The sequence below is a fragment of the Nocardioides pyridinolyticus genome (assembly GCF_054653575.1).
Genome location: NZ_BAAIFY010000004.1, coordinates 20,206 through 46,527 on the forward strand (window position 1 = coordinate 20,206; position 26,322 = coordinate 46,527).

At 70.8% G+C, this 26,322-nt stretch carries 28 protein-coding genes and 2 tRNA genes; 10 read left to right on the forward strand and 20 right to left on the reverse strand.

Annotated elements, in window-relative coordinates:
• Nucleotides 1-108: 108 nt before the first annotated feature.
• On the forward strand, nt 109-981 hold the full coding sequence (locus ACYQ0U_RS04910; protein ID WP_459970028.1) for a hypothetical protein: 873 nt from the start codon (nt 109-111) through the stop codon (nt 979-981).
• A gap of 26 nt (nt 982-1,007) precedes the next feature.
• Here ACYQ0U_RS04910 and ACYQ0U_RS04915 read toward each other — a convergent pair whose 3' ends face one another.
• From ACYQ0U_RS04915 to dnaA, 13 genes are all read right to left on the reverse strand, one after another.
• On the reverse strand, nt 1,008-1,268 hold the full coding sequence (locus ACYQ0U_RS04915; RefSeq protein WP_459970030.1) for a Txe/YoeB family addiction module toxin: 261 nt from the start codon (nt 1,266-1,268) through the stop codon (nt 1,008-1,010).
• 2 nt (nt 1,269-1,270) lie between these two features.
• Complete coding sequence (locus ACYQ0U_RS04920; protein WP_459970032.1) at nt 1,271-1,528, reverse strand: type II toxin-antitoxin system Phd/YefM family antitoxin; 258 nt, start codon at nt 1,526-1,528, stop codon at nt 1,271-1,273.
• A 123-nt stretch (nt 1,529-1,651) separates the two neighbouring features.
• Nucleotides 1,652-1,727: transfer RNA gene (locus tag ACYQ0U_RS04925), tRNA-Ala, on the reverse strand.
• 27 nt (nt 1,728-1,754) lie between these two features.
• On the reverse strand, nt 1,755-1,880 hold the full coding sequence (locus ACYQ0U_RS04930) for a DLW-39 family protein (protein WP_459970034.1): 126 nt from the start codon (nt 1,878-1,880) through the stop codon (nt 1,755-1,757).
• A 36-nt stretch (nt 1,881-1,916) separates the two neighbouring features.
• A tRNA-Ile gene (locus tag ACYQ0U_RS04935) sits at nt 1,917-1,993 on the reverse strand.
• 52 nt (nt 1,994-2,045) lie between these two features.
• Entirely contained in the window at nt 2,046-2,567 is a 522-nt protein-coding gene (locus tag ACYQ0U_RS04940; protein WP_459970036.1) for a DUF3566 domain-containing protein, read from the reverse strand.
• Complete coding sequence (gene gyrA, locus ACYQ0U_RS04945) at nt 2,567-5,260, reverse strand: DNA gyrase subunit A (protein ID WP_459970038.1); 2,694 nt, start codon at nt 5,258-5,260, stop codon at nt 2,567-2,569. Before gyrA ends, ACYQ0U_RS04940 begins: the two co-directional genes overlap by 1 nt.
• 52 nt (nt 5,261-5,312) lie before the next feature.
• Nucleotides 5,313-7,367 carry a DNA topoisomerase (ATP-hydrolyzing) subunit B gene (gyrB, locus tag ACYQ0U_RS04950; RefSeq protein ID WP_459970040.1) on the reverse strand — a complete coding sequence of 685 codons (2,055 nt, stop codon included), beginning with the start codon at nt 7,365-7,367 and terminating at the stop codon, nt 5,313-5,315.
• Nucleotides 7,368-7,592: 225 nt separating this feature from the next.
• Complete coding sequence (locus ACYQ0U_RS04955) at nt 7,593-8,114, reverse strand: DciA family protein (protein ID WP_459970043.1); 522 nt, start codon at nt 8,112-8,114, stop codon at nt 7,593-7,595.
• Nucleotides 8,104-9,219 carry a DNA replication/repair protein RecF gene (gene recF / locus ACYQ0U_RS04960; RefSeq protein WP_459970045.1) on the reverse strand — a complete coding sequence of 372 codons (1,116 nt, stop codon included), beginning with the start codon at nt 9,217-9,219 and terminating at the stop codon, nt 8,104-8,106. Before recF ends, ACYQ0U_RS04955 begins: the two co-directional genes overlap by 11 nt.
• Nucleotides 9,220-9,242: 23 nt before the next feature.
• On the reverse strand, nt 9,243-10,151 hold the full coding sequence (gnd, locus tag ACYQ0U_RS04965; RefSeq protein WP_459970047.1) for a phosphogluconate dehydrogenase (NAD(+)-dependent, decarboxylating): 909 nt from the start codon (nt 10,149-10,151) through the stop codon (nt 9,243-9,245).
• Between the two features lie 29 nt (nt 10,152-10,180).
• Complete coding sequence (dnaN, locus tag ACYQ0U_RS04970; protein ID WP_459970049.1) at nt 10,181-11,320, reverse strand: DNA polymerase III subunit beta; 1,140 nt, start codon at nt 11,318-11,320, stop codon at nt 10,181-10,183.
• A 389-nt stretch (nt 11,321-11,709) separates the two neighbouring features.
• Complete coding sequence (gene dnaA / locus ACYQ0U_RS04975; RefSeq protein WP_459970051.1) at nt 11,710-13,176, reverse strand: chromosomal replication initiator protein DnaA; 1,467 nt, start codon at nt 13,174-13,176, stop codon at nt 11,710-11,712.
• A gap of 535 nt (nt 13,177-13,711) precedes the next feature.
• On the opposite strand from dnaA, the gene rpmH reads away from it, so the two are divergent.
• Genes rpmH through ACYQ0U_RS05015 form a run of 8 tightly spaced genes read left to right on the forward strand, consistent with a single transcriptional unit; the run spans nt 13,712 to nt 18,830 of the window.
• Nucleotides 13,712-13,849, forward strand: coding sequence for a 50S ribosomal protein L34 (gene rpmH, locus ACYQ0U_RS04980; RefSeq protein WP_459970053.1), 138 nt, complete (start codon nt 13,712-13,714; stop codon nt 13,847-13,849).
• Between the two features lie 34 nt (nt 13,850-13,883).
• The gene (gene rnpA, locus ACYQ0U_RS04985) at nt 13,884-14,243 is read left to right on the forward strand and encodes a ribonuclease P protein component (protein WP_459970055.1); all 360 of its coding nucleotides are present in this window, start codon (nt 13,884-13,886) and stop codon (nt 14,241-14,243) included.
• Nucleotides 14,240-14,530: a membrane protein insertion efficiency factor YidD gene (gene yidD, locus ACYQ0U_RS04990; RefSeq protein ID WP_459970057.1), complete on the forward strand. Its 291-nt coding sequence runs from the start codon at nt 14,240-14,242 to the stop codon at nt 14,528-14,530. The genes rnpA and yidD overlap by 4 nt, the downstream gene beginning before the upstream one ends.
• 16 nt (nt 14,531-14,546) lie before the next feature.
• Nucleotides 14,547-15,533 carry a membrane protein insertase YidC gene (yidC, locus tag ACYQ0U_RS04995; RefSeq protein WP_459970438.1) on the forward strand — a complete coding sequence of 329 codons (987 nt, stop codon included), beginning with the start codon at nt 14,547-14,549 and terminating at the stop codon, nt 15,531-15,533.
• Nucleotides 15,481-16,047 carry a Jag family protein gene (locus ACYQ0U_RS05000; protein WP_459970061.1) on the forward strand — a complete coding sequence of 189 codons (567 nt, stop codon included), beginning with the start codon at nt 15,481-15,483 and terminating at the stop codon, nt 16,045-16,047. Before yidC ends, ACYQ0U_RS05000 begins: the two co-directional genes overlap by 53 nt.
• Before the next feature lie 58 nt (nt 16,048-16,105).
• Nucleotides 16,106-16,804 carry a 16S rRNA (guanine(527)-N(7))-methyltransferase RsmG gene (rsmG, locus tag ACYQ0U_RS05005; RefSeq protein ID WP_459970063.1) on the forward strand — a complete coding sequence of 233 codons (699 nt, stop codon included), beginning with the start codon at nt 16,106-16,108 and terminating at the stop codon, nt 16,802-16,804.
• The gene (locus tag ACYQ0U_RS05010; protein ID WP_459970065.1) at nt 16,801-17,868 is read left to right on the forward strand and encodes a ParA family protein; all 1,068 of its coding nucleotides are present in this window, start codon (nt 16,801-16,803) and stop codon (nt 17,866-17,868) included. The genes rsmG and ACYQ0U_RS05010 overlap by 4 nt, the downstream gene beginning before the upstream one ends.
• Nucleotides 17,865-18,830 (forward strand): ParB/RepB/Spo0J family partition protein, encoded by a 966-nt coding sequence (locus tag ACYQ0U_RS05015; protein WP_459970070.1) that lies wholly within the window; start codon nt 17,865-17,867, stop codon nt 18,828-18,830. Before ACYQ0U_RS05010 ends, ACYQ0U_RS05015 begins: the two co-directional genes overlap by 4 nt.
• A 44-nt stretch (nt 18,831-18,874) precedes the next feature.
• Here ACYQ0U_RS05015 and ACYQ0U_RS05020 read toward each other — a convergent pair whose 3' ends face one another.
• Both ACYQ0U_RS05020 and ACYQ0U_RS05025 read right to left on the reverse strand, forming a co-directional pair.
• On the reverse strand, nt 18,875-19,618 hold the full coding sequence (locus tag ACYQ0U_RS05020) for a lysophospholipid acyltransferase family protein (RefSeq protein WP_459970072.1): 744 nt from the start codon (nt 19,616-19,618) through the stop codon (nt 18,875-18,877).
• Between the two features lie 10 nt (nt 19,619-19,628).
• The gene (locus ACYQ0U_RS05025) at nt 19,629-20,843 is read right to left on the reverse strand and encodes a pyridoxal phosphate-dependent aminotransferase (protein WP_459970074.1); all 1,215 of its coding nucleotides are present in this window, start codon (nt 20,841-20,843) and stop codon (nt 19,629-19,631) included.
• 61 nt (nt 20,844-20,904) lie between these two features.
• Between ACYQ0U_RS05025 and ACYQ0U_RS05030 the strand changes: the two genes are divergently transcribed.
• Nucleotides 20,905-21,531 (forward strand): GNAT family N-acetyltransferase, encoded by a 627-nt coding sequence (locus tag ACYQ0U_RS05030; RefSeq protein WP_459970076.1) that lies wholly within the window; start codon nt 20,905-20,907, stop codon nt 21,529-21,531.
• Between the two features lie 10 nt (nt 21,532-21,541).
• On the opposite strand, the gene trxA is transcribed toward ACYQ0U_RS05030, so the two are convergent.
• The 5 genes from trxA to ACYQ0U_RS05055 all read right to left on the reverse strand — a co-directional run bounded on the left by trxA (nt 21,542) and on the right by ACYQ0U_RS05055 (nt 26,275).
• Nucleotides 21,542-21,865 (reverse strand): thioredoxin, encoded by a 324-nt coding sequence (gene trxA, locus ACYQ0U_RS05035; protein WP_459970078.1) that lies wholly within the window; start codon nt 21,863-21,865, stop codon nt 21,542-21,544.
• 90 nt (nt 21,866-21,955) lie between these two features.
• Complete coding sequence (trxB, locus tag ACYQ0U_RS05040) at nt 21,956-22,981, reverse strand: thioredoxin-disulfide reductase (protein WP_459970079.1); 1,026 nt, start codon at nt 22,979-22,981, stop codon at nt 21,956-21,958.
• 70 nt (nt 22,982-23,051) lie between these two features.
• Nucleotides 23,052-23,702: a hypothetical protein gene (locus ACYQ0U_RS05045; protein WP_459970081.1), complete on the reverse strand. Its 651-nt coding sequence runs from the start codon at nt 23,700-23,702 to the stop codon at nt 23,052-23,054.
• A gap of 54 nt (nt 23,703-23,756) precedes the next feature.
• Nucleotides 23,757-24,446, reverse strand: coding sequence for an RNA polymerase sigma factor SigM (sigM, locus tag ACYQ0U_RS05050; protein WP_459970083.1), 690 nt, complete (start codon nt 24,444-24,446; stop codon nt 23,757-23,759).
• The gene (locus ACYQ0U_RS05055) at nt 24,443-26,275 is read right to left on the reverse strand and encodes a protein kinase family protein (RefSeq protein ID WP_459970085.1); all 1,833 of its coding nucleotides are present in this window, start codon (nt 26,273-26,275) and stop codon (nt 24,443-24,445) included. The genes sigM and ACYQ0U_RS05055 overlap by 4 nt, the downstream gene beginning before the upstream one ends.
• Nucleotides 26,276-26,322 lie beyond the last annotated feature (47 nt).

Here is a 26,322-nt window from a genome sequence, read left to right on the forward strand (position 1 = left end):
CCCGGGTTCGCCACGTGGTGCCGGTGTGCGCCGGCAGCGCCTGTCGTGGTGTGGCGGTCGGGACGCGGGGTACCGGGCGGGATCACCAGCTCCCGGGAGGAGTGCGGTATGGCGCCGATGGAGCCCGTTCCTGAGACCGTGGAGGCCATAGAGGCGCTCGAGGACGGTGGGCTCCTCGACACGCTGGTCGGATTGGCCGACCGAGCCACGGAGGTCGTGCCCGATCTGCTGGGGGTCAGCATCACCTGGCGGGAGGAGCAGCTCAGCTTCACTCTGGTGGCCACCGCCGCCGAGTTCGCTGCGCTCGATGCGGTGCAATACCTCTCGGGCGGGCCGTGCGTCGAGGGTGCCCTCTCCGAGCAAGTTCGTGAGTTCGGCAGCGACGACCCCCTGGACGAGGAGCGGTGGCGGCTGTTCGCGGAGGCGAGCGCAGCTCTCGGGGTGCGGAGCACGCTGACGCTGCCGTTGATTCGTGACGGTGGGGTGGCGGGCACCGCCAATCTCTACGCCGGCTCGCGGCGCGCCTTCGTCGGCCACCATGACGAGCTGGCCGCGATCTTCGGCGGCTGGGCGCCCGGAGCCGTCACCAATGCGGACCTGGCGTTCAGCACGAGGGCCGAGGCCGCGAGAACGCCGCAGCGCATACGGGAGCGACAGAGGGTGATCGACACGGCCGTCGAGATCCTCGTCGAGGATCTCGATGTGGATGCCGAGGTCGCCGAGGAACGACTGCGGACCGCTGCTGCGCTCGGCGGGGTCGCCGTCGACCACTTGCCGCAGACATCGTCGAGCACCGCGAGTAGTGTCTTCGACAATCGACACAACCATGTGGCCTCGATCGATCTTGGGGCGCGGACCCGGCCCTTGTGCTGTCGACCTCGTCTGGCTGCAGTCGAAGCAGGAATGTCTGATCGACGTAGCGCCTGTTTGGATGAGTATCTCGATGTGCTCACCGTGTGTGCGTCTTCCAGCAGCGACTGAGCGTCGCCGCGCATCGCCGCCGAGTTTCAGCGACCGTAGTGGTAGCGGCACGCGGCAATGCGTACTTCGTCGTCGAGAACCTTGTAGACCAAGCGATGCTCGTCAGTGATCCGCCGCGACCAGTAGCCAGCGAAGTCGTGCTTGAGCGGCTCGGGCTTGCCGATGCCCTCGTTCCCGTTGCGCACCACGTCCTGGATCAATTGGTTGATGCGCTTGAGCACCTTCCGGTCCTGCGCCTGCCACCACAGGTAGTCCTCCCACGCGTTGGCGTCCCAGACCAGCCGCATGCTCAGTCGGCGTCGAGAAGGTCGTGGGTGTCCCCGGAGCCGCCCTCCAACCGCTCCATCGCGTCGAGAAGCCGGCGAGCATTGGCGGGTGACCGCATCAGGTACGCCGTCTCGCGCAACGACTCGAAGTCGGCCAGCGAGACGATGACGACTGGCTCGTGGCCCGCGCGGGTGATGACGACCTCTTCGCGGTCGTTGACGACGCTGTCGAGGACCTCGGCGTAGCGGGCCCTCGACTCCGTGTAGCTCAACGTCTTCATGACGCCACCTCCTGTACAGAAAACTGTACGCCCTAGCGATGCGCCAGGCAATCAGAGGGTTTCCGCCGCCGGTCGCTCACAGACCCGCGCTCGCCAGGCGTGGGATCTCCTGAGAGATCACGATGGTGGAGCCTAGGGGACTCGAACCCCTAACCCCCTGCTTGCAAAGCAGGTGCGCTACCAATTGCGCCAAGGCCCCGTGCGGGGCCAGGCCCCACGGGAGGTGTCAGGCGCGCTCGACCGGGTCGGTCGCCTCGGCCCAGAGCGCCTGCTCCTTCTTGCCGTCGTCGAGCTTGCGCTTGACGACGAAGCCGGCGCCGACCAGGGACAGGAGGAACAGGATCTTCTTCATGGTGGCTCCCTTGGTGGCGGGCGGGGACTGCCGGGATGGTGGGCCTAACAGGACTTGAACCTGTGACCTCTTCCTTATCAGGGAAGCGCTCTAACCGTCTGAGCTATAGGCCCGTGAACCGAGGGGGAACACTACCGGACCCCCGCGGACAGCAACAAAACGGGGTTACCGCTCGTCCTCGGCCAGGGTGAGCTCGACGCCGCCGAGCAGGGCCGCGGCCATGTTGTAGAGGAACGCGCCGAGGGTGGCGATGGCGGTGATCAGGATGACGTCGACCACGGCGACGAGCATCGTGAAGCCCATGACGCGGGACATCCCGACGTACGTCTCGACGTCCCAGTTCGCCGCATCCTCGCCGCCGACCACGTCGCGCACGGTGTCGTTGATCGACTCCCAGACACCGGCCGCCGCGAGCACGGACCAGATGATGAAGACCGAGACCACGGTGACGACGCCGAAGGCGACCGCCAGCAGGAACGACGTCTTCATGACCGACCACGGGTCGATCCGGGTCAGGCGGAGTCGGGCGCGGCGCGGGGGCCGCTTGCCGCCCTTGGCCGCCTTCTTCGCCGCGGCGGGCGACTCCGGCTGGGCGTTGGCCCGGTGCTCGTCGGCTGCGTTCGCGATCTTCGCCGAGATCCGGTCGCCCAGGGGCGCCCGCACAGCGGTGTCCTGGCCGTCGGTCATCAGCCGTCACTCTCCCCGTCGGTCTCGGGCTGGGTCGGTTCCAGTGTTGCATCCCTACCCTCATCCGACGATTCCGGAACGTCGGAGGTTGCCTCTGCAGCGTCCTCGATCGCGCCCTCGGGGGCGTCCTCGTCCTCGTCCTTCGCCTCGACCGAGCGGGCCACCACCGCCACCGAGTCGCCCGACTTCGGCGTCACGAACTTCACGCCCTGGGTCGAGCGGCCGGTCGGGCGGAAGTCGGCGTTGATCGGGCTGCGCACGACCTGGCCGTTCTGCGTGATCGAGAGGACCTCGTCGCCCTCCTCGACGATGAACGCGCCGACCAGGCCGCCGCGCTCCTCGTTGGTGAGCGTCATCGCCTTGATGCCGAGACCGCCGCGGTTGGTGACGCGGTACTCCGAGATCCGGCTGCGCTTGGCATAGCCGCCATCGGTGATCGTGAAGACGTACTGCTCCTTCACGTCCGGCAGGTCGCCCGCCGCCGTCGACGCGCCGGCCTCCTCGGCCTTCGCCTCCGCGGCCTCCTCGGCCGCGACCTGCTCCGCACGGATCACCGACATCGACAGCACCGAGTCGTCGTTGCTGCGGAACTTCATGCCGGTGACACCGGACGTCGCGCGCCCCATCGGCCGCAGCTGGTCGTCCGCGGCCTTGAACCGGATCGCCGAGCCCTTGCGGGAGACCAGCAGGATGTCGTCCTCGGCGTTGACCAGCTCGGCGCCGATCAGCTCGTCGTCGTCCTCGCGGAAGTTGATCGCGATGACGCCGGCCTGCCGCGGGCTGTTGTAGTCGCCCAGGCGGGTCTTCTTCACCAGGCCGTTGCGGGTCGCCAGCACGAGGTACGGCGCCTGCTCGTAGTCGCGGATCGCCAGCACCTGCGCGATGTTCTCGTCGGGCTGGAAGGACAGGAGTCCGGCCACGTGGCCGCCCTTGGCGTCGCGCGACGCCTCGGGCAGGTTGTAGGCCTTGGTGCGGTAGACCCGGCCGGCCGTGGTGAAGAACAGCAGCCAGTGGTGGTTGGTGGTCGCGATGAAGTGCTCGACCACGTCGTCGCCGCGCAGGGTCGCGCCGCGCACGCCCTTGCCGCCGCGCTTCTGGGTCCGGTACTGGTCGGCCCGGGTGCGCTTGGCGTACCCGCCGCGGGTGATCGAGACGACCAGCTCCTCGTCGGGGATCAGGTCCTCCATCGAGAGGTCGCCGTCGGCCGCGATGATCTGCGTACGGCGGTCGTCGCCGTACTTGTCGACGATCTCGGTGAGCTCGTCGGAGACGATCTGCCGCTGCCGGGCCTCGTTGGCGAGGATGTCCTCGAGGTCGGCGATGACCGCCTCGAGCTCGGCCAGGCGGTCCATGATCTTCTGCCGCTCGAGGGCGGCCAGGCGTCGCAGCTGCATCTCGAGGATGGCGTTCGCCTGGACCTCGTCGATCTCGAGCAGCTCCATCAGGCCGGTGCGCGCCTGCTCGACGTCGGGGCTGTTGCGGATCAGCGCGATCACGTCGTCGAGCGCGTCGAGCGCCTTCACCAGGCCCCGGTAGATGTGCGCCTGCCGCTCGGCCTCGGCCAGGCGGAAGCGGGTACGCCGCTGGATGACCTCGATCTGGTGGGCGACCCAGTTCGAGATGAACTGGTCGATGGTCAGCGTCCGCGGGACGCCGTCGACCAGCGCCAGCATGTTCGCCGAGAAGTTGGTCTGGAGCTCGGTGTGCTTGAGCAGGTTGTTGAGCACGACCCGCGCGACGGCGTCGCGCTTGAGCACGACCACCAGGCGCTGGCCGGTCCGCGAGGACGTGTCGTCGCGGACGTCGGAGATGCCCTGGACCTTGCCGGAGTCGGCGAGCTCGGCGATCTTCAGCGCCAGGTTGTCCGGGTTGACCATGTAGGGCAGCTCGGTGATGACCAGGCAGGTCCGGCCCTTGGCGTCCTCGTCGACCTCGATCACCGCGCGCTGGGTGATCGACCCCCGGCCGGTGCGGTAGGTCTGCTCGATGCCCTGGCGGCCCACGATGAGGGCGGCGTTCGGGAAGTCGGGGCCCTTGATCCGCTCGATCAGCGCGTCCTGGAGCTCCTCGCGGCTGGCGTCGGGGTGCTCGAGGCTCCACTTCGCGCCCTCGGCGACCTCGCGCAGGTTGTGCGGCGGGATGTTGGTGGCCATGCCGACCGCGATGCCGGCCGACCCGTTGACCAGCAGGTTCGGGAACCGCGCCGGCAGGATCGTCGGCTCCTGGGAGCGACCGTCGTAGTTGGGCTGGAAGTCGACGGTGTCTTCCTCGATGTCGCGGACCATCTCCATGGCCAGCGGCGCCATCCGGCACTCGGTGTACCGCATCGCGGCGGCCGGGTCGTTGCCCGGCGAGCCGAAGTTGCCCTGCCCGTGGATGAGCGGGTTGCGCATCACCCACGGCTGCGCGAGGCGGACCAGGGTGTCGTAGATCGCGGAGTCGCCGTGCGGGTGGTACTGACCCATCACGTCGCCGACGACGCGCGAGCACTTCGAGAAGCCGCGGTCGGGGCGGTAGCCGCCGTCGAACATCGCGTACAGCACCCGGCGGTGCACCGGCTTGAGGCCGTCGCGGACGTCGGGCAGCGCGCGGCCCACGATGACGGCCATCGCGTAGTCGATGTACGCGCGCTGCATCGAGGTCTGGAGCTCGATGGGCTCGATCCGGCCGCCGGGAGTCGGGGTCTCAGTCACTCTGTGTCTCTCTCGTCGAATCTAGGAGGAATCTAGGACTGTCGCTAGACGGTCAGATATCCAGGAATCGGACGTCCTTGGCGTTGCGCTGGATGAACGAACGGCGCTGCTCGACGTCCTCGCCCATGAGGATCGAGAAGATCTCGTCCGCGTGCGCCGCGTCGTCCAGGGTCACCTGGAGCATCAGCCGCTGGTCGGGGTCCATCGTGGTCTCCCACAGCTCGTCGGCGTTCATCTCGCCCAGACCCTTGTAGCGCTGCACCGGGTTGTCCTTCGGCAGCTTCTTGCCCGCCTCGAGGCCGGCGCGCATGAGCGCGTCACGCTCGGCGTCGGAGTAGACGAACTCGTGCTCGGCCGGCTTGTTCCAGCGCAGCCGGTAGAGCGGCGGCTGCGCCATGTAGACGTAGCCGCCCTCGATCAGCGGCTTCATGAAGCGGAACAGCAGCGTCAGCAGCAGCGTGTTGATGTGGTGGCCGTCCACGTCGGCGTCCGCCATCAGCACCACCTTGTGGTAGCGCAGCTTCTCGATGTCGAACTCTTCGTGGATGCCGGTGCCGAGCGCGGAGATGATCGCCTGGACCTCGGTGTTGCCGAGGACCTTGTCGATGCGGGCCTTCTCGACGTTGAGGATCTTGCCGCGGATCGGGAGGATCGCCTGGACCCGGGGGTCGCGGCCGGACTTGGCCGAGCCGCCCGCGGAGTCGCCCTCGACGATGAAGACCTCGCACTCGGCGGGGTTGGTCGACTGGCAGTCGGCGAGCTTGCCGGGCAGGCCGCCGCCGCCGAGCAGGCCCTTGCGGTTGCGGGCCAGGTCGCGCGCCTTGCGCGCGGCGATGCGCGCGGTCGCCGCGGCCTGGGCCCGGCGGATGATGTCCTTGCCCTCGCCGGGGTTCTGCTCGAGCCAGGCGCCGAGCTGGTCGTTGACGACGCGCTGGACGAAGCCCTTGGCCTCGGTGTTGCCGAGCTTGGTCTTGGTCTGGCCCTCGAACTGCGGCTCGCCGAGCTTGATCGAGATGATCGCGGTGAGGCCCTCGCGGATGTCGTCGCCCGACACCCGGTCCTCCTGCTTCTTCATCAGGCCCCACTCGAAGCCCCAGTTGTTGACCAGGGAGGTCAGCGCCGCACGGAAGCCCTCCTCGTGCGTGCCGCCCTCGTGGGTGTTGATCGTGTTCGCGAAGGTGTGGACGGACTCGGTGTAGGAGGTGTTCCACTGCATCGCGACCTCGAGGCTCATGTGGCTCTCGGAGGACTCGGGGGTCTCGGCCTCGAAGGAGATGATCGAGGGGTTCGCCGCCTGCTTCTTGCGGTTGATGTGCTCGACGTAGTCGACCAGGCCGCGGTCGTAGCGGAAGACCTGCTCGATGCCACCGCCCTCGCCGCGTCGGATCCCGTCGGCCGGCTGGGTGTCGACGGCGTCGGCGACGGTGTCGTCCTCGACGGCGTCCACGATCTCGTCGGCCTGCGGCCGCTCGTCGCGCACGACGATCTCGAGGCCCTTGTTGAGGAAGGCGTACTCGCGGATCCGCGACGTGATCGTCTCGAGGTTGTACGTCGTGGTCTCGAAGATGTCGGGGGAGGCGTAGAACGTGATCGAGGTGCCGGTGCGCTCACCGGGCTCCATCGGGCGGACCTCCTCGAGCGGGCCGTCCGGCACGCCGACGGTGAAGGTCTGGCGCCACAGGTGGCCGCGGTTCTTGACCTCGGCGATCACCTTCGTGGACAGCGCGTTGACCACCGAGACGCCGACACCGTGCAGGCCGCCGGACACCTTGTAGCCGCCGCCGCCGAACTTGCCGCCGGCGTGCAGCACGGTCAGGGCCAGCGTCAGCGCGGGCAGCTCCTGGCCGGGGGCGGTGTCGGTCGGGATGCCGCGGCCGTTGTCCTCGACGCGGATGCCGCCGTCGGACTGGAGGGTGAGCACGATCCGGTCGCAGTGCCCGGCGAGGGCCTCGTCGACCGCGTTGTCCACGATCTCCCAGATCAGGTGGTGCAGGCCGCGCTCACCGGTCGAGCCGATGTACATGCCGGGCCGCTTGCGGACGGCTTCGAGGCCCTCGAGGACCTGGATCGCGGAGGCGTCGTACTGGACCTCGTCGTTGGCGCTCACGGAACCTCTTCTGCTGCTCTTGACATGGCGAAGGCCGCTGCGCGAGGGCTGGGCGGCCGATGTCCATACTACCCGTCAGAAGGCCGCATTCCACGTGTCCACTCCCACGAGGGGGGTGGCTGTGGACGAAATCGGGTCCGATAAGGCTCCTGAGCGGCGACACGAGCGCCGAACAGGGGTGCCGACAGGCCCCCGTACGCCGGAGCGCCTCCTGGATCGTCTCGTTCAGCCGTAGGTGTCGCGGGGCCCGCGGCCGTCGCGGACCGAGCGCGGGCCCTTCTTCCACGTGGGCAGGTGCGGGCCCTGGACGTCGATCGCCGTGACCGTCCCGTGGCCGAGCTCCTCGTTGAGCCGGCGGACCACGGTCGGGGCCAGCAGGCGCAGCTGGGTGGCCCACGCGGTGGAGTCCGTGCGGACCACCAGCCGGCCCTCGGCGAAGGACTCGGGTGTGCAGTGCTGGGCCACCTCGGCGCCCACGAGCTCCTCCCACCGGCCGAAGACGCCGTGCACCCGCAGGTCCAGGGTCCACCCGTGGTCCTCGACCAGCCGGCCGAGGGTGGCGTCGAGCAGCTGCGGATCCCGGTCGTCGGGGTGCGCGCCGGAGACCCGGCCGCGCTTCGGGGCGTCCTTGGAGCGCTGCTTGCGCCGCGCGGCGGGGGTCGACTTCGCGGTGGCCCGGGTCAGCGCCTTGGCGAGGTCGAGGCCGTCGTCGCGGTGCTCGGCGGGCCGGTCCTCCTCACTGCTCACGGACCACCTCCCCGTTCGCCACGGCGAACCGCGCTCCGGCGAGCGCCTCGGGGACGTCGGCCGGGACGGCCGCGGTGACCAGCACCTGCTCGGCGCCGGCGACCAGGTCGGCGAGCTGCAGGCGGCGCTCGGTGTCGAGCTCGGCGAACACGTCGTCGAGGATGAGGATCGGGTCGTCGCCGTCGGCGCGGAGCAGGTCGTACGACGCGAGCCGGAGCGCCAGCGCGAACGACCACGACTCGCCGTGCGAGGCGTAGCCCTTCACGGGGAGGTCGCCCAGGGTGAGCAGCAGCTCGTCGCGATGCGGGCCGACGAGCGAGACCCCGCGGTCGAGCTCGTCGCCGCGCCGGGCCTCGAGCTCGGCGAGCAGCGCCTCGGTCAGGTCCTCGCGGGCGGTCCGGCCCTGGAGGTCGAACGACGGCTTGTACGCGATGTCGGCGTCGTCGCGGGTGGCGCCCCGGGCGACGGTCTCGTAGGCCTTGCCGACGTAGGGCCGCAGCTCCTCGACCAGCGCGATCCGCTCGGCGAGCAGCTCGGCGCCAGTGCGCGCGAGGTGCGCGTCCCACACGCCGAGGGTCTCCAGGCTGCCCTTGCTCATCCGGGCGGTCTTGAGCAGCGAGTTGCGCTGCCGCAGCACCCGGTCGTAGTCGGAGCGGACGCCGGCCAGCCGCGGCACCCGCAGCACCAGCAGGTCGTCGAGGAACTTCCGGCGGTCGCCCGGGTCGCCCTTGACGAGCGTCAGGTCCTCGGGCGAGAACACGACCGTCCGCACCAGGCCGACGATCTCGCGGGCGCGGGGGAGGGGCGACCGGTTGATCCGCGCCCGGTTGGACTTGCCGGGGTTGAGCTCCACCTCGAGTACGGCGGTGCGCCCGTCGCGCACGACCGCGGCCCGGACCACCGCCTGGTCGGCGCCGGCGCGGACCAGCGGGGTGTCGCTGGCGACCCGGTGGCTGGCCAGCCGGGAGAGGTAGTCGATCGCCTCGACGAGGTTGGTCTTGCCCTGACCGTTGCGCCCGATGAACGCGGTGACACCGGGCTCGAGCGCGACGTCCGCCGCGGCGTAGGACCGGAAGTCGTGGAGGGTCAGGTGCGAGACGTACACGTCACTGTCACGTCACTGTCAGGTCAGGCGTCGGGGTTCGCGTCGCCGCCGACCGGCGGCTCGGTGCGGACGGCGTGGCCGCCGAACTGGTTGCGCATCGCGGCGACCGCCTTCATCGCCGGGCTGTCGTCCTGGCGCGAGGTGAACCGGGCGAAGAGGGAGGCGGCGATGACGTGCATCGGCACGGCGTTGTCGATCGCGGCCTCGACGGTCCAGCGCCCCTCGCCGGAGTCCTCGGCGTAGCCGGCGATCTTGTCGAGGTGCTGGTCGTCCTCGAGGGCGGCGACCAGGAGGTCGAGCAGCCAGGACCGGATCACGGTGCCGGAGCGCCAGGAGTCGAAGACGTCGGGCACGTTGTCGACCAGGTCGACCTTCTCCAGCAGCTCCCAGCCCTCGGCGTAGGCCTGCATCATGGCGTACTCGATGCCGTTGTGGACCATCTTGGCGAAGTGCCCGGCGCCGGGCTTCTTGCCGGCGTGGACGAAGCCGCCCTCCTCCGGCTTGAGGGCATCGAGTGCCGGCTGGACCTTGGCGACGTCCTCGTCGGTGCCGCCGCACATGAGCGCGTAGCCGTTCTGGAGGCCCCACACGCCGCCGGAGACGCCGCAGTCGACGAAGCCGATGCCCTTCTGGGCCAGCATCTCGGCGTTCATCTGGTCGTCGGTCCACCGGGAGTTACCGCCGTCGACGACGAGGTCGCCCTCGCCGAGCAGCTCGCCGAGGTCGCGGATCGTGTCGCGGGTCGCGTCGCCCGCGGGCACCATCACCCACACTACTTTCGGCGACGGGAGTCGCTCGACCATGGCGGCGAGGCTGTCGGCGTCCGCGAGGTCGGGGTTGCGGTCGTAGCCCACGACCGTGTGCCCCGCGTCGCGCAGCCGCGTCCGCATGTTGCCGCCCATCTTGCCGAGTCCGACGAGTCCGATGTCCATGCACTCAGCCTAGGCGCGCGGGTAATGGGTCAGGAGAGCAGGCGGCGCGGCATCAGCAGGTAGCGGAACGGTGCGGGCTCCTCGCCGTCGCCGGGCTGGCCGCTGAGGACCACCGGCTTGGACGCCTGGGTGAACGCCAGCTCGACGACCGGCTGGTCGATCGCGGTGAGGCCGTCGAGGAGGAACTGCGGGTTGAAGCCCGTGGTGATGTCCTCGCCGGTGATGGTGGCCTCGATCGACTCCGACGCCTGCGCCTCGTCCCCGGAGCCGGCGTCGAGGGTGAGGACGCCGTCGCTGAACGCGAGCTGGACGGCGGTGTTGCGCTCCGCGACCAGGGCGACGCGCTTGACCGACTCGACCAGCGCGGCCTTGTCGACCAGCGCGGTGGTCTGGTGCTCGTTCGGGAAGAGGCTGCGGACCTTGGGGAACTCGCCGTCGAGCAGGCGGGTCGTCGTGCGGCGTACGCCGCCGGTCGCCTGACCCTCGAAGCCGATGATTCCCTCACCGGTGCCGGTGGACGCGAGCGCGATCGTGACCTCTCCTCCGGCGGTGAGCGACTTGGCGGTGTCGCCGAGCACGCGAGCAGGGACCAGCGCGGCCGCGGACTCGTCCGGCGTGCGCGGGCTCCAGTCGAGCTCGCGGTGCGAGAGGCGGAAGCGGTCGGTCGCGAGTAGGGAGATGGTCGAGCCGTCGATCTCGATGCGGACACCCGTCAGGACCGGGAGCATGTCGTCGCGGCCTGCCGCGGTGACCGCCTGGGAGACCGCGTGGGCGAACGACTCGGCGTCGACGGTGCCGGTCGCGGCCGGCATGTCCGGCAGCGAGGGATAGTCCTCGACCGGCATGGTCTGGAGGCTGAACCGCGCCGAACCACACGTGAGCGAGACCCGGGCGCCGTCGAGCACCATGTCGACCGGCTTGGCGGGCAGCGAGCGGCAGATGTCGGCGAGGAGCCGGCCGCTGACCAGCGCCTTGCCCTCGTCATTGACCTGGGCGGCGAGCGTGGCGCGCGCCGAGGTCTCGTAGTCGAAGGTGGACAGCACCAGACCGTCGTCGCTGGCCTCGATGAGGAGGCCGGCGAGCACGGGCACGCTGGGACGGACCGGGAGGCTGCGGGCAGCCCAGGCGACGGCATCGGCGAGCACGTCGCGCTCGACGCGGAACTTCACAGTGGTTCCTTCGGGTCGGTCGAACTAGAGGGTTTTTCGAGAAAGTCGTGGGATGCGCATCCTGCCACGCGACGCCGACCGGCGGGAGTTGTCCCCAGGAAGGGGGCCGGGTGGATGTTCACCAGGGATCGGGATGTCTGGAGGTAGGTGGGAGTCATAGCGTCGGTGGAGACTGTGGACAACGCGTGTTCTCGCAGGTCAGCCCGTCGATTGGGCGTGCACAGCCCCTGTGGAATCACAAATGAGGTACTCGCGCCGGGTGTGGAGCCCGCGGCTCGTCTCCGGGAGAACCTGTCGTTCGTCCACAGCTTCTCCCGGGCGGGGTGACGACGAACCACATTTCCTCCACAACGTGCTCGAGGGTGCGGCGGGCGTGTGGTGAGGCGAGCTCAGCCCTGGCGGGCGTGCATCTTGATCCGGTTGGTGAGCTCCGAGACCTGGTTGAACACCGCGCGGCGCTCGGCGAGCAGCTGGTTGATCTTGCGGTCGGCGTACATCACGGTCGTGTGGTCGCGGTTGCCGAACTGCGCGCCGATCTTCGGCAGCGACAGGTCCGTGAGCTCCCGGCACAGGTACATCGCGATCTGCCGCGCCATCACCAGATGCCGGCCGCGGCTCGGCCCGGTGAGCTCCTCGATGGAGAGGCCGAAGTACGCCGCGGTCTGGGCGATGATCAGCGCCGCGGTGATCTCGGGCTCGCCGCCCTCGGGGATCAGGTCCTTGAGGACGATCTCGGCCAGGGTCATGTCGACCTCCTGGCGGTTGAGGTTCGCGAACGCCGTGACCCGGATCAACGCTCCCTCGAGCTCGCGGATGTTGGTCTGGATCTTGCTGGCGATGAACTCGAGCACGTCCGGTGGCGCGGTGAGGCGGTCCATCGCGGCCTTCTTGCGCAGGATCGCGATGCGGGTCTCGAGGTCCGGGGGCTGCACGTCGGTGATGAGGCCCCACTCGAACCGGTTGCGCAGCCGGTCCTCGAGCGCCTCGAGCCGCTTCGGTGCGCGGTCGGAGGTGAGGACGATCTGCTTGTTCGCGTTGTGGAGCGTGTTGAAGGTGTGGAAGAACTCCTCCTGGGTCTGGGTCTTGCCCTCCAGGAACTGGATGTCGTCGATCAGCAGCACGTCGACGTCGCGGTAGCGCCGCTTGAACCGGTCCTGCCGGTCGTCACGGATCGCGTTGATGAACTCGTTGGTGAACTCCTCACTCGACACGTAGCGCACCTTGGCGCCGGTGTAGAGCGAGCGGACGTAGTGCCCGATCGCGTGGAGCAGGTGGGTCTTGCCCAGTCCGGAGTCGCCGTAGACCAGCAGGGGGTTGTACGCCTTGCCGGGGGCCTCGGCGACGGCCACGGCCGCCGCGTGGGGGAACCGGTTGGAGGATCCGATGACGAAGGTCTCGAAGGTGTACTTGGGGTTGAGTCGGGTCTCCAGCGCGGTGGGGCGCTTGGCGGGGTCGAGCGGCTCCAGGGGCGCGGACGGGAGCGGCCCGACCGGCTCGGCGGCAATTGTCGACATATCGACATGTCCACTCGTCGCCTCATCGGGTGCGACGGCCGGCTCGTCGGCCACCGCGTCCTGGAGCTCTTCGAGCTGCGGGTTCACGGTCACCGCGATCCGGATCTCGCGGCCGAACCGGAGGGTGAGCGCATCCTCGAGCTGTCCACGCAGCCGGCCCTCGAGCTGACTGCGGGTGAAGTCGTTGGGCACCGCGACGATGGCGGTGCTCTCGTGGAGGGTGACCGGCTCGCTCGCGCGCAGCCAGGCCCGCTGATTCGGCTGGAGGTCGTCGACGACGCTGCGCCAGGCCACGCTCAGGTCGGGGCCGAGGTCCGAGGTGCTCTGCTCCACCGTTCCCACTCTCTCGTGCTGCTCGTCGACCGCGGGGCCGATGCCGGTCCATCGTCGGGGAGGCCGGGGGGCTCCTGCAGGAGAACGCCCGGTTCTGTCTCCACAACTTTGTCCACAGGTTGTGAACCTGCCCCCTCCCTTGTGGAGAGAGCCGGTACGAGTCCTCCCGGCGACCGGTCCGAGTCGGTGTTTGTGCAGGTCAGGGGCCCGAACTGGCGAACGTGACCGGGGTCACACGGGCCGCTGTCCCGGACCGTTGCCCAGGTGGCGGGGAACCTCGTTGCGAGCGAACGTAACAAGCGCGGCCGGGCCCGGGCAACCCGTCATCCACAGGTTCCGGTCCAGCGGTCCAGCGCCGGTTTGACCCTGTGGAATCGCAGCGCGTACCGTTGCTCGGTCACCCGGTGTCGACGGGTGCCGCATGTCCACGACAGAGCAGTCTGCGCGTGGGTGGGCGGTGCCAGCCGAACTGGCCCTCGAGGCCGGCCGAGCGCTGCCGCTCCGACCCGTGTGACTGCCCTGACAACACCATGGAGAGAAGCTCGTGAGCAAGCGTACGTACCAGCCGAACAACCGCCGCCGTCACAAGGTGCACGGGTTCCGCCTGCGCATGCGCACCCGTGCCGGTCGCGCCATCCTGTCGCAGCGTCGCCGCAAGGGCCGCAAGAGCCTCGCCGTCTGACGACGGTCGACCAGGCCGGATCCGGGTCAGCCGCGTGCTGTCCTCGGCTCATCGCCTCACCGACGGTGCCTCGTTCCGCGAGGCGGTCCGCACGGGCCGCCGCAGCGGAGCGCGCACCGTCGTGGTGCATCTGGCACCCGGTGGCGGTGCGGGGACCCCGCGGATCGGCTTCGTGGTCAGCAAGGCCGTGGGAGACGCCGTCACCCGCAACCGCGTGAAGCGCCGGCTTCGACACCTCGCCCGGGAGCACGTCTCGTCGCTCCCGGGCTCTGCTGTGCTCGTGGTCCGGGCGCTCCCGGCAGCGGCGACCGCGTCGTCGGCGGAACTCGGTGCCGACCTCGCACGTTGCCTCCGTCGGGCGCTCGACGCCGGTCGCCCGGAGGTGAAGGCGTGAGGTACGACCCGCTCCGTTGGGCGCTCATCGGCCTCCTGCGCGCCTACCGGCTGCTGATCAGCCCGCTCTACGGGCAGGTCTGTCGCTACCATCCGACCTGCTCGGCCTACGCGCTCGAGGCGGTCACCGAGCGGGGCAGCATCCTCGGGTCCTGGCTGACCGTCCGCCGGCTCGTCCGCTGCCACCCCTGGGCCCGCGGAGGCTACGACCCGGTCCCGCTCCGCAGATCCCCTGACCAGCCCCGCCTGCGGGCGGGCTCCTCTCCCACACCCCAGCAAGGAGCTTGACCCGGTGGACTTCTTCATGGAGATCGGCGGCCTCATCATGACGCCGCTGTACTACGCCATCTCGGCCATCCTGGTCGCGTGGCACTGGGTCCTCACCGAGCTGGGGTTGGACCCGCACGGTGGCGGCACGTGGGTGCTCTCGATCGTGGGCCTGACCCTGGTCGTGCGTGCACTCCTGATCCCGCTGTTCGTGCGCCAGATCAAGGCCAGCCGCAACATGCAGCTGATCCAGCCGCGGGTCAAGGAGCTGCAGAAGAAGTACGGCCACGACCGGGAGCGTCTCGCCCAGGAGACGATGAAGCTCTACCGGGAGAGCGGCACCAACCCGTTCTCCTCGTGCCTGCCGATCCTCATCCAGATGCCGATCTTCCTGGCGCTGTTCCGGCTGCTCGACCACCACGCGGAAGAGGGCGGCGTCGCCTTCCTGACGGCCGAGCTCTCCGACAGCTTCGTGAACGCGAAGCTCTTCAACAGCATCCCGATCGAGGCGACGTTCCTGAACTCGGGCGGCCAGGTCTCGGTGCAGGTGCTGGCGGCGTTGCTCGTCATCGCGATGACCGCGACGACGTTCACCACGCAGCGCCAGCTGATGAGCAAGAACATGCCGCCGGACGCGCTCACCGGTCCGTACGCCCAGCAGCAGAAGCTGCTGCTGTACGTGCTGCCGGTCGTGTTCGCCGTCGGTGGCATCGCGTTCCCGATCGCCGTCCTCTTCTACTGGACCACCTCCAACCTCTGGACGATGGGCCAGCAGTTCTATGTGATCCGCAACAACCCGGCGCCCGGCACCGCGGCGGAGACCGCGAAGCAGGAGCGCGACGCCGCGAAGGCCGCCCGTAAGGGCCGACCCGCAGAGGTCGTCGAGCCGGAGCCGACGCCCGAGGAGGAGCGTCGCCCCCAGCAGCGCCAGCAGCCCAAGAAGCAGTCGCGCGAGCAGCGCAAGAAGTCCGGTGGGGCCAAGCCCACCCCGAAGCCGAAGCCCGAGGGAGGCACCAGTGAGTGACCCGATCGAGAACGACGACGCCGCCGTGGAGAGCGAGGAGGTGGCCGCGGGGTCGCGGATCGAGCAGCTCGAGCGCGAGGGTGACATCGCCGCCGACTACCTCGAGGAGCTGCTCGACATCGCGGACCTCGACGGCGACCTCGACATGGACGTCGACGGCGACCGTGCCGCGGTCTCGATCGTGGGCGCCGACCTCTCGCAGCTCGTCGGCGCGAAGGGCGAGGTCCTGGACGCGCTCCAGGAGCTGACCCGGCTCGCGGTCTATCGAGAGACCGGTGAGCGCTCCCGCCTGATGCTGGACATCTCCGGGTTCCGGGCGGAGAAGCGCGAGGAGCTGGTGAAGCTGGCGGAGGAGACCGTCGCCCGCGTCAAGGAGACGGGCTCGCCGGCCGCGCTCGACCCGATGTCGCCGTTCGAGCGGAAGGTCGTCCACGACGCAGTGGCCGCGGCCGGCCTGACCTCGGAGTCCGAGGGCGTGGAGCCCCGCCGCCACGTGGTGGTGCTCCCGTCGTGAGCGCATGACGGACCATGTTTCACGTGAAACACCCTCCGCCCCCGAGTCGGCGCGGAGGGTGTTTGCGTCGGAGCGGCTGCCGCTGGCCGAGCGGTACGCCGGGCTCCTGGCGACCGACGGGGTGGTGCGGGGACTGATCGGCCCGCGTGAGGCACCGCGCCTGTGGGACCGGCACCTGGTCAACTGTGCTCTCCTCGCGGAGCTCGTTCCTGCGGGCAGCACCGTGTGCGACATCGGCTCGGGGGCGGGGCTGCCCGGCCTGGTGCTGGCGATCGCTCGCCCGGACGTCCAGGTGACGCTGGTCGAGCCGCTGCTGCGCCGCACGACGTTCCTCGAGGAGGTCGTCGCGGAGCTGGGTCTGGACCACGTCGAGGTGGTGCGCGGTCGGGCGGACTCCCTGCACGGACAGCGGCGGTTCGACGTCGTGACGTCCCGCGCCGTGGCCCCGTTGGGACGGCTACTGGACTGGTCCATGCCGCTGGTCGCCCCCACCGGGGCCCTTGTGGCCATGAAGGGCTCCTCGGTGGCCGACGAGGTGATTGAGGCCGAGCCCGAGCTCGTCCGGTGGGGCTGCGCTCCGCCGGAGATCCGCGTGCTGGGGGAGGACCTGGCCGTTTCCACCACCGTCGCTCTCCGGGTGGCCTGGGCCGATCCGGGACAGGTATCTTGGCCGCTTGCGGCACCGCACGGGGGCGGTCGACCGAAGCAGCGCGCGACCCGCAAGCGCGCGACATCGAACCGGAGGCGACGGGCGTGAGCGAGTTTTCCACCGGTGGGAGCACGCCTGCTGAGCGTGGTTATCCACAGGCAGGCGGCACTCCTCCACAGAACGCCGGCGGGGAGGAGACCCCCGATGTTTCACGTGAAACCGGCTTCGCCGTCCGCACGGCGGCGGACATCGCGGTCGCCGCTCCGGACTTCGACCACGATCCCGCGACGCCGCTGGCCCGGGCGGCCGAGCACACCGTCCTCGCCCGCCACGGAGCCCGGATGCGCCCGCCGATGGAGCGCCCCGGCTCGACCCGGATCTTCGTGGTCGCCAACCAGAAGGGCGGCGTCGGCAAGACGACGTCGACCGTGAACGTCGCCGCCGCGCTCGCCCAGCTCGGCCAGAAGGTCCTGGTCATCGACCTGGACCCCCAGGGCAACGCCTCGACCGCGTTGGGCGTCGAGCACCGGCGCGGGGTGCCCTCGACCTACGACGCGCTGGTCGACGGGGAGCCGCTCGAGGAGGTGGTCACCCCGAGCCCCGAGGTCGACAACCTGTACGTCGTGCCGGCGACCATCGACCTGGCCGGCGCCGAGATCGAGCTGGTCTCGGTGGTCGCGCGCGAGAGCCGCCTGCGCAAGGCGATCTACGGGCACCCGCAGGTCGGCAGCGCCGAGGAGGCGGGGGAGGACCGGTTCGACTACGTGCTGGTCGACTGCCCGCCCTCGCTGGGCCTGCTCACGCTCAACGCCCTGGTGGCCGGCAACGAGATGCTGATCCCGATCCAGGCCGAGTACTACGCCCTCGAGGGCCTGGGCCAGCTGATCGAGACCGTCGAGATGGTGCGCGCCCACCTCAACCAGGGCCTGTCGATCTCCACGATCCTGGTCACGATGTACGACGCCCGGACCCGCCTGGCCGCCGGCGTCGCCGAGGAGGTCCGGGAGCACTTCGGCGACCAGGTCCTCAAGACGGCCATCCCGCGCTCCGTGCGGGTGTCGGAGGCCCCGTCCTACGGCCAGACCGTGATGACCTACGATCCCGGATCGCCGGGTGCGCTGTCCTACCTCGAGGCGGCGCGCGAGATCGCGACCAAGGGAGCTCCTGCATGAACGCCGCCAACCGCCCGCCGCAGCGACGCGGGCTGGGTCGGGGGCTGGGGTCCCTGATCCCCACGGGCCCGGCCGAGGTGCCCACCGCTGAGGCGGATCCGGGCGGCGGGACCGCGACGGCGACCGCCGAGCTCGCGCCGGTCGCCGGTGCCTACTTCGCCGAGGTGCCGCTCGACCAGATCGCGCCGAACCAGGTGCAGCCGCGCCAGGTCTTCGACGAGGAGGCGATGGCCGAGCTGGTCCACTCGATCCGCGAGATCGGCGTGCTCCAGCCGGTGGTCGTGCGCAAGCGCGGGCCCGAGCAGTACGAGCTGGTCATGGGCGAGCGCCGGTGGCGCGCGTCCCGCGAGGCCGGACTCGAGGCGGTCCCGGCGATCGTCCGGGAGACCGACGACGTGGACATGCTCCGCGATGCGCTCCTGGAGAACCTCCACCGTTCGCAGCTCAACCCGCTGGAGGAGGCGGCCGCCTATCGGCAGATGCTCGACGACTTCGGCTGCACCCACGAGGAGCTCGCCGACCGGATCGGCCGCTCCCGCCCGCAGATCAGCAACACGCTTCGGCTGCTCAAGCTCAGCCCCGCGGTCCAGCGCCGGGTCGCCGCCGGGGTGCTCTCGGCCGGCCACGCCCGGGCGCTCCTCTCGGTCGAGGACTCCGAGCTCCAGGACCGGCTGGCCCAGCGGGTGATCGCCGAGGGCATCAGCGTCCGCGGCCTGGAGGAGATCGTCGCGCTCCGCGACGGGAACGACGCCGGCCCGACCCGGCGGGCCGCTCGGCCCAAGCCGTTCGCGCCCGGCCTGGTCGACCTGGCCGACCGGCTCTCCGACCGGCTCGAGACCCGGGTCAAGGTCGACCTCGGCAAGAGCAAGGGCAAGATCACCGTCGACTTCGCCTCGCTGGACGACCTGCAGCGGATCGTCGACATCATGGATCCGCGCAACCGGAGCGACCGGCCGATCTAGCAGTAAGACGACAAAACGATAAGTCGACAAAGCGACCTGTCGCTCTAGCGACGCCGGCGCCGCTCCAGCTCCTCCGCGTCCAGGCGGAGCGCCTCCTCGGGCGTGGGCGCGCTGCCGCCGTAGGACGCGGGGAGCCACCACGAGCCCGGGGGCTGCTCCGCGGCCGGGTAGGCGCGGATCGTCCGGTCCAGCAGCGCGGTCATCGCCGCGCGGAGCTCGGCGGTCTCCGCCACCGGGTCCGCACCGGTCGGGCGCAGCGGGTCCCCGACCGTGATCGAGATCGTCTTGCCGCGGGAGAAGTCGCGCGGGTGGTCCTTGGTCATCATCCGCTGCGTGCCCCACATGACGACCGGCACGACGGGGACGCCCGCCTCGGCCGCGATCCGGACCGCACCCGTCTTGAACTCCTTGAGCTCGAAGGAGCGCGAGATCGTGGCCTCGGGGAAGATGCCGACCGCCTCGCCGGCGCGGAGGTACTCCACCGCGGTCCGGTACGACGCCACGCCGGCGCCCCGGTCGACCTCGATGTGGTGCAGCGACCGCATGAGCGGGCCGACGTAGCGGTGCGTGAACAGCTCCCGCTTGGCCATGAACCGGACCAGGCGGCCCGACGGGTTCGCGGCCAGCCCGCCGTAGATGAAGTCGACGTAGCCGATGTGGTTGCAGGCCAGCAGCACGCCGCCGCTGCGGGGGACGTGCTCGGTGCCGGTCATCTCGATCCGCTGACCGAGCAGGCGGAAGGCCGTCTTGGCCGCGAGGATGACCGGGGGGTAGGTGAGGTCGCGCATCGCCGGCCTGTCAGTAGCGGGTCTGGAGGTAGTCGGCGATGCGCCCGATCGCTTCCTCGAGCACGTGGACGTCGGGGAGCGTCACCAGCCGGAAGTGGTCGGGCGTCGGCCAGTTGAAGCCGGTGCCGTGGGTGACGAGGAGCTTCTTGGCGCGGAGCAGGTCGATCACGAACGTCTCGTCGTCCTCGATCGGGTAGACCTCGGGATCGAGCCGCGGGAAACAGTAGAGCGCGCCGCGGGGCGCCACGTTGGTGACGCCCGGGATCTCGTTGAGCAGCCGGTCCGCGAGCTTGTTCTGCTCGTAGAACCGGCCGCCCGGCACGATCAGCTCCTCGATCGACTGGTAGCCGCCCAGAGCCGTCTGGATCGCGTGCTGCGCCGGGACGTTCGCGCACATGCGCATGTTGGCGATCAGGGTCAGGCCCTCGAGGAAGTCCTCGGCGAGCTCCTTGGGGCCCGAGATCATCACCCACCCGGCGCGGTAGCCGCAGACCCGGTAGGCCTTCGACAGGCCGCTGAAGGTCAGGCAGAGCACGTCGTTGCCGGCGTACGTCGCGGCGTGGTGGTGCACCGCGTCGTCGAAGATGATCTTCTCGTAGATCTCGTCGGCGAAGACCACGAGGTCGTGCCGGCGAGCGATGTCGATCAGCCCCTTGACCGTGTCCTCGCTGTAGACCGCGCCGGTGGGGTTGTTGGGGTTGATGATCACCAGGCCGTGGGTGTTCTCGGTGATCTTGGACTCGACGTCGGCCAGGTCGGGGTTCCAGCCGTTGGTCTCGTCGCAGCTGTAGTGCACCGCCGTGCCGCCGGACAGCGTCACCGCACCGGTCCAGAGGGGGTAGTCCGGCGCCGGGACGAGGATCTCGTTGCCGTCGTCGAGGAACGCCTGGAGCACCATCGTGATGAGCTCGGAGACCCCGTTGCCGATGAAGACGTCCTCGACGGAGACGTCCCGCAGGCCGTGGCTCTGGTAGTACTGCGCGACCGCGGTGCGCGCCGGGTAGATGCCCTGGCTGTCGCTGTAGCCCTGCGAGTCCGGCAGGTGGTGGACGATGTCGGCCACGATCGCCTCCGGGGCGTCGAAGCCGAACGGTGCGGTGTTGCCGATGTTGAGCTTGAGGATGTGGTGGCCCTCGGCCTCGAGGCGCTGGGCCTCGACGAGGATCGGGCCCCGGACGTCGTAGCGGACGTTCTGCAGCTTCCGGCTCTGTCGGATCTTGCGCACCCGACCATCGTTGCAGGCGGCGACCTACGATGGCATCCGGGTATCACGGGACGGAGATGTGATGTCGCGCAAGATCGTCCGCCTGACGCTGGACCACCTCGAGACCTTCCGCGCCCCGTGCCGGTCGTGCCTGTTCTGGGAGCTCGACCCGGTCCGCCGCGAGCGCATCGACGACCCCGGCGCCGAGAAGGACGCGTGGGTCTCCGAGGTGCTGCGCGAGTGGGGGTCGTGCGGCCGGGTCGCGCTGGTGGACGGACGGCCCGCGGGCTACCTCGTCTACGCGCCCGAGGCGTTCGTGCCGGGGGCCGCCGGGTTCCCGACCGCGCCGGTCTCCCCGGACGCGGTGCTGCTCACGATGGCGTACGTCGACCCGGACCACCGCGGCGGCGGGCTCGGCCGGATGCTGGTGCAGGGCATGGCCCGCGACGTGATCCAGCGCGGCGGCGCCGGCGCGGTGGAGGCGTACGGCGACGTGCGCGGCCGGTCCGGGCACTGCCTGCTGCCCGCGGACTTCCTGGGCAGCGTGGGGTTCAAGACCCATCGCCCGCACCCGGCCCACCCGCGGATGCGGATGGACCTGCGCACGGCCGTGACCTGGCGCGACCCGGTCGACGCGGTCGTGGACCGGCTCATGGGAGCACTGAGGCCCGCGCCGAAGTCGACGCGGGCCTCGCGGGCTCAGAACTGAGAGCGGTGGCTCAGATGAAGTCCGACAGCTCGTTGAGGAGCGTGGCCTTCGGGCGGGCACCGACGATGGTCTTCACGACCTCGCCGCCCTGGTAGACGTTGATGGTCGGGATGCCGGTGACCCGGTAGTTCGACGGGGTCACGGGGTTCTCGTCGACGTTCATCTTCAAGAACGTGATCTTGTCGCCGTGGGCGGAGGCGATCTCGTCGAGGATCGGGGCGACCTGGCGGCACGGGCCGCACCACTCCGCCCAGAAGTCCACGAGGACCGGCTTGTCGGACTTGAGGACCTGCGCGTCGAACTCGGCGTCGGTCACGGCGTTGATGTTGCCCACGGGGGACTTCCCTTCTGAAGGTGAACTCTGAGGTCTGATCACAGTCAACAGCCACCCGGGGACGGTTGTTCCCAGGCGCGCTGGACCGGGTCAGGCTCCGGCGGTCTGGACGGTCTCGGTGACCATCTCGGCGTCGGCGCGTTCCTGGGCGGTCCGCGGGTCGCCGCCGGCGGCGTGGTCCAGCTCGGCGAGGTAGCGCTCGGCGTCGAGCGCGGCCGCGCAGCCGGTGCCGGCCGCGGTGATCGCCTGGCGGTAGTGGTGGTCGACCAGGTCGCCGGCCGCGAACACGCCGGGGAGGTTGGTGCCGGTCGAGGGGTGGCTCGCGATGACGTAGCCGTTCTCGTCGAGGTCGACCTGGCCGGGCAGCAGCTCCGAGCGCGGGTCGTGGCCGATCGCGATGAACAGGCCGGTCGCGTCGAGGTTGCGGGTCTCGCCGGTCACGGTGTCCTTGAGCGTCACCGACTCGAGCCGGTCGGCGCCGTTGATCTCCTCGACGACGGAGTTCCAGAGGATCTCGAGCTTCGGGTCGGCGAACGCGCGCTCCTGCATGATCTTGGAGGCCCGGAGCTCGTCGCGGCGCACGATCAGCGACACCTTCGAGCCGAAGCGGGTCAGGAACGTCGCCTCCTCGATCGCGGAGTCGCCGCCGCCGACGACGGCGATGTGCTGCTCACGGAAGAAGAACCCGTCGCAGGTGGCGCACCACGAGACGCCGCGACCGGAGAGCTCCTCCTCGCGGGGCAGGCCGAGCTTGCGGTAGCCGGAGCCCATCGCGAGGATCACCGCGCGCGCGTGGAAGGTGCCCGTAGCGGTCTTGACGACCTTCACGTCACCGGTGAGCTCGACCTCGACGACGTCGTCGGCCACGAGCTCGGCGCCGAAGCGCTCGGCCTGGGCACGCATCTCGTCCATCAGCGCCGGGCCCATGATGCCGTCGCGGAAGCCGGGGAAGTTCTCGACCTCGGTGGTGTTCATCAGCGCGCCACCGGCGGTGACCGACCCCTCGAACACGAGCGGCTTCAGGTTGGCCCGGGCCGTGTAGAGCGCGGCGGTGTAGCCGGACGGGCCGGAGCCGATGACGATCACATCACGGGGGGCATCGCGGACGTCGGTCATGGAGAGGTGTACTCCTCGGAGATCGGAAGTGACGCAGGTAGAACCGATCGTAGGTGAGGAATCTTCCCGGCTACGGCGCGGGCAGCGTGATGGTCCGCGCGATGCCGTCGCGTCCACAGATGTAGAGGTCGACGATCTGGGTGTCGCCGCGCGGTGCGCGGTAGACGAGCACGGCCGGGCTGCCGCCGTACCGGATCCGGACGGCGTCGCCTGCGCCGGCGTCCCCGCCGGTGCACGGGCTCTTCGCCGCCGTGAGGTACTGCATGGCTCCGGCGGAGCGCTGGACCCGCAGGCGCAGTGCCTTCCGGCCGAAGTCGTCGGCCTCGACGCGCGCGCCGTTGAGGTCCGTGCCGTCGAACTGGGCGCCGAACTCGTCGACCGGTCGCTCGTCGCGCTCGAGCTCCTCGGCGGCCGGGCCGGCGACGCCACCCGCGGAGTCGGAGGACGAGGAGTCGCTGCCGGACGTCTCCATGCCGCGGAGCTGGTCGACGCCGAGGCCCACCACGACGACGGCTGCGGCGGCGATCAGCATGGTGCGGACCCGGCGCCGGCGCCGGGCCGCGGCGAGGTCGGTGACCGCCGGGCGGAGCGGGCGGTCGGCGCGGAGGTCGGCGAGCACCCCGTCGAGCCGCTCGGCGACGTCGGACGGCACCGGCTCGGTGTGCCGGGCGTCCGCCAGCAGCCGGCGGACCTGCTCGTCGGTTGGGTCGTCGTGGGACATGGGTGTCACCTCCATCGGGGCTTCATCGGGGCTTCATCGGGGTCGTGGGCTGGGTCAGGCCGGCGTGGGTGGCCCACGGGGGGCATCGTCGGATTCGACGGGGCCGGCGGTGCGGGGGTTCCGGTCCGGCGGGTGTCCCGGGTCACCCTCGGTGGCGAGCAGCGGGGCGAGCAGCTCGGCCAGGCGGGCCCGACCGCGCGAGCACCGGGACTTCACGGTCCCGACGGCGCAGTCGAGGATCTCGGCGGCCTCGGCGACCGGGTAGCCCTCCATGTCCACCAGCACCAGGGCCGCACGCTGCTCGTCCGGCAGCGTGCGCAGTGCGGCCAGCACCTGGTGGCGCCGCTCGGTGCGCACCGACCGGTCGGCCGGGTCGTCGGCCTCGTCCGTGGCGGAGGCGAGGGAGCCGCGGTCGCGGTACTCCTCGAGGTCGTCGGGCAGCGCCTCGGCGCGGCGTACCCTCGCGGCCCGCAGGCGGTCGAGGCAGGCGTTGACCACGACCCGGTGCAGCCACGTGGTGACGGCCGCGTCGCCGCGGAAGCTGTCCGCGCGCCGGTACGCCGCCACCATGCCGTCCTGCAGGCCGTCGGCGGCGTCCTCGCGGTTGCCCATGGTGCGGAGGGCGACCGCCCACAGCCGGTCGCGGTGCCGAGCGAAGAGCGTGCCGAACGCGTCCGGGTCGCCGTCGACGTGCGCCTGCAGGAGGTCGGCGTCGCTGGCGGTCTCCCGCTCCTGCGGCGTCATCCGCGGACCGCGACCTCGGCGACCTGGCCGCGCCACCCGTCCTCGACCTCGGGCAGCGAGGTGAGCCAGACGGTGACGAACCGACCGGTCGCCGGGCGCTCGAGGTCCACGCGGGTGCGGCCCTCCTCGGCGGTGTCCTCCGCGACCGGCGTCAGCCCCTCGACGGCGGTGGGGGCGGCCTCGGTCACGAAGACCTGGAAGCCGGTCGGGGCGCCGATGAAGGTGACGTCCAGCGAGCTGACGTCGTAGGTCCGGCCGAGGTCCAGGATCAGGCCGACGCCGTCCTTGAGCCCGCCGGGGCCGAAGTTCTGGAGGTAGGTCGCCGTCCGCCAGGCCGTGCCCGGCTTGCCGTCGACCGCGAGCGCGGTCAGCTCGGGGTACTCGTCCTGCGGCGGCGAGCCCTGCGGGTCGAAGTCGGTCGCGGTCACCCCGCTGATCACCTGGGCGGTCGCAGTGGTGGGGGGCGGGCTCGACGGCGTGCTGTCGTCCTCGCCGGGCAGCGCGCCGAGCGGGCTGCGGCCGCGGCCGAGGTTGTAGGCCACGACGATCGCGAGGAGCAGGAGCAGGCAGGCGCCGATCACGCCGGCCAGGCGCAGCCAACTCCGTCCGGGCACCTCCTCCTCGGGCTCGTCGACGACCGGGGTGACGCCGGTGCCGGTGCTGGGGCCGGTGCTCTCCCACGGCCAGTACGACGCCCCACCGGCCGCCGCGGCCGGGACCGGGCGGCGGGGCTTGCGGGCCGGGCTGTCCGCGGGCGCGAACAGCGGGCGCTCCGGCGGCTCCTCGAACGGCGGCGGGGGCGGCGCGGGCTCGGCGCGGGCCGCCAGCCAGGACACGTCGTCGTTGTCGTCGTCGAAGATCGGCAGCCCGGCCTGGGTCTGCAGGTCGGTCGAGGACGGCGGCGCCGGGGGTGGCTCGGGCTCGGGCTCGGGGTCCGGCTCGGGATCGGGGTCCGGCTCCCGGGGCGGCGGGTCCGGGATGCTCGGCAGCGAGATCGTCTCGGTGAGGTCGCGGTGGCCGGCGGCGGCCTCGGCCTCGGCCAGGCCGGTCGGGTCGCCGACGAAGGCCGCGAGGTAGTCCGCGATGCCCCGGGCGCTGGCCAGGTCGTGGACCTCGCGCAGGCGGGACCCGTCGGTGCCGGCGTACGGGTTCACGACCTCGTCGCAGAGCACGTCGAGCGGCTTGGGGATGCCGGCGCGGACCTGCCGCGGCCGCAGCACCCGGCCGCCCACCACCGGCGCGGCGGGGACCTGGGAGGGCAGCGCCCCGGGCCAGCGGCCGGTGAGCGCGGCGTAGAGCAGCCCGCCGAGGGCGTCGACGTCGGCGCTCGGGCGGCACGGGCCGAGGCCGAAGAGCGCCGCCTCGACCGCGAAGCCGATCAGGCGGACGGCGCCGGTGTGGTCGACGAGGACGTTCTCGGGCACCAGCCGGCCGTGGGCGACGCCGGCCTCGTGACCGGACGCGATCGCCGCCGCGACCTCGGACACCAGCCACGCGGCCCGGCGCGGGGTCAGCGGTCCTTCGCCGGCCAGCATGATGTCGAGCGAGTCGCCCGAGCCCCACTCGTTGACGACGTAGACGAGCGTGTCGGTGCGGTCGGCGTCGAGCACCCGCAGCAGCCGGCGCTCGTGCACGATCGCGGACCGCCGGGCCGCCTCCAGCAGCGCCGGCGCGCGTTCGTCGTCAGCGGCGATGACGTGCAGCGCGACGTACCGCTCGAGGACCTTGTCGTGCGCTCGCCAGAAGCGGCCGCCGCTGCTCTCGGTCAGCAGGTCGACCAAGCGGTACCGGTCGGCGAGCACGTCGCCGGGCCGGATCGAGCCTGGCACGCAGCTCCCCTCGTCGGTTCCCGGACAGGCCCATCGTAGGGCGCGAT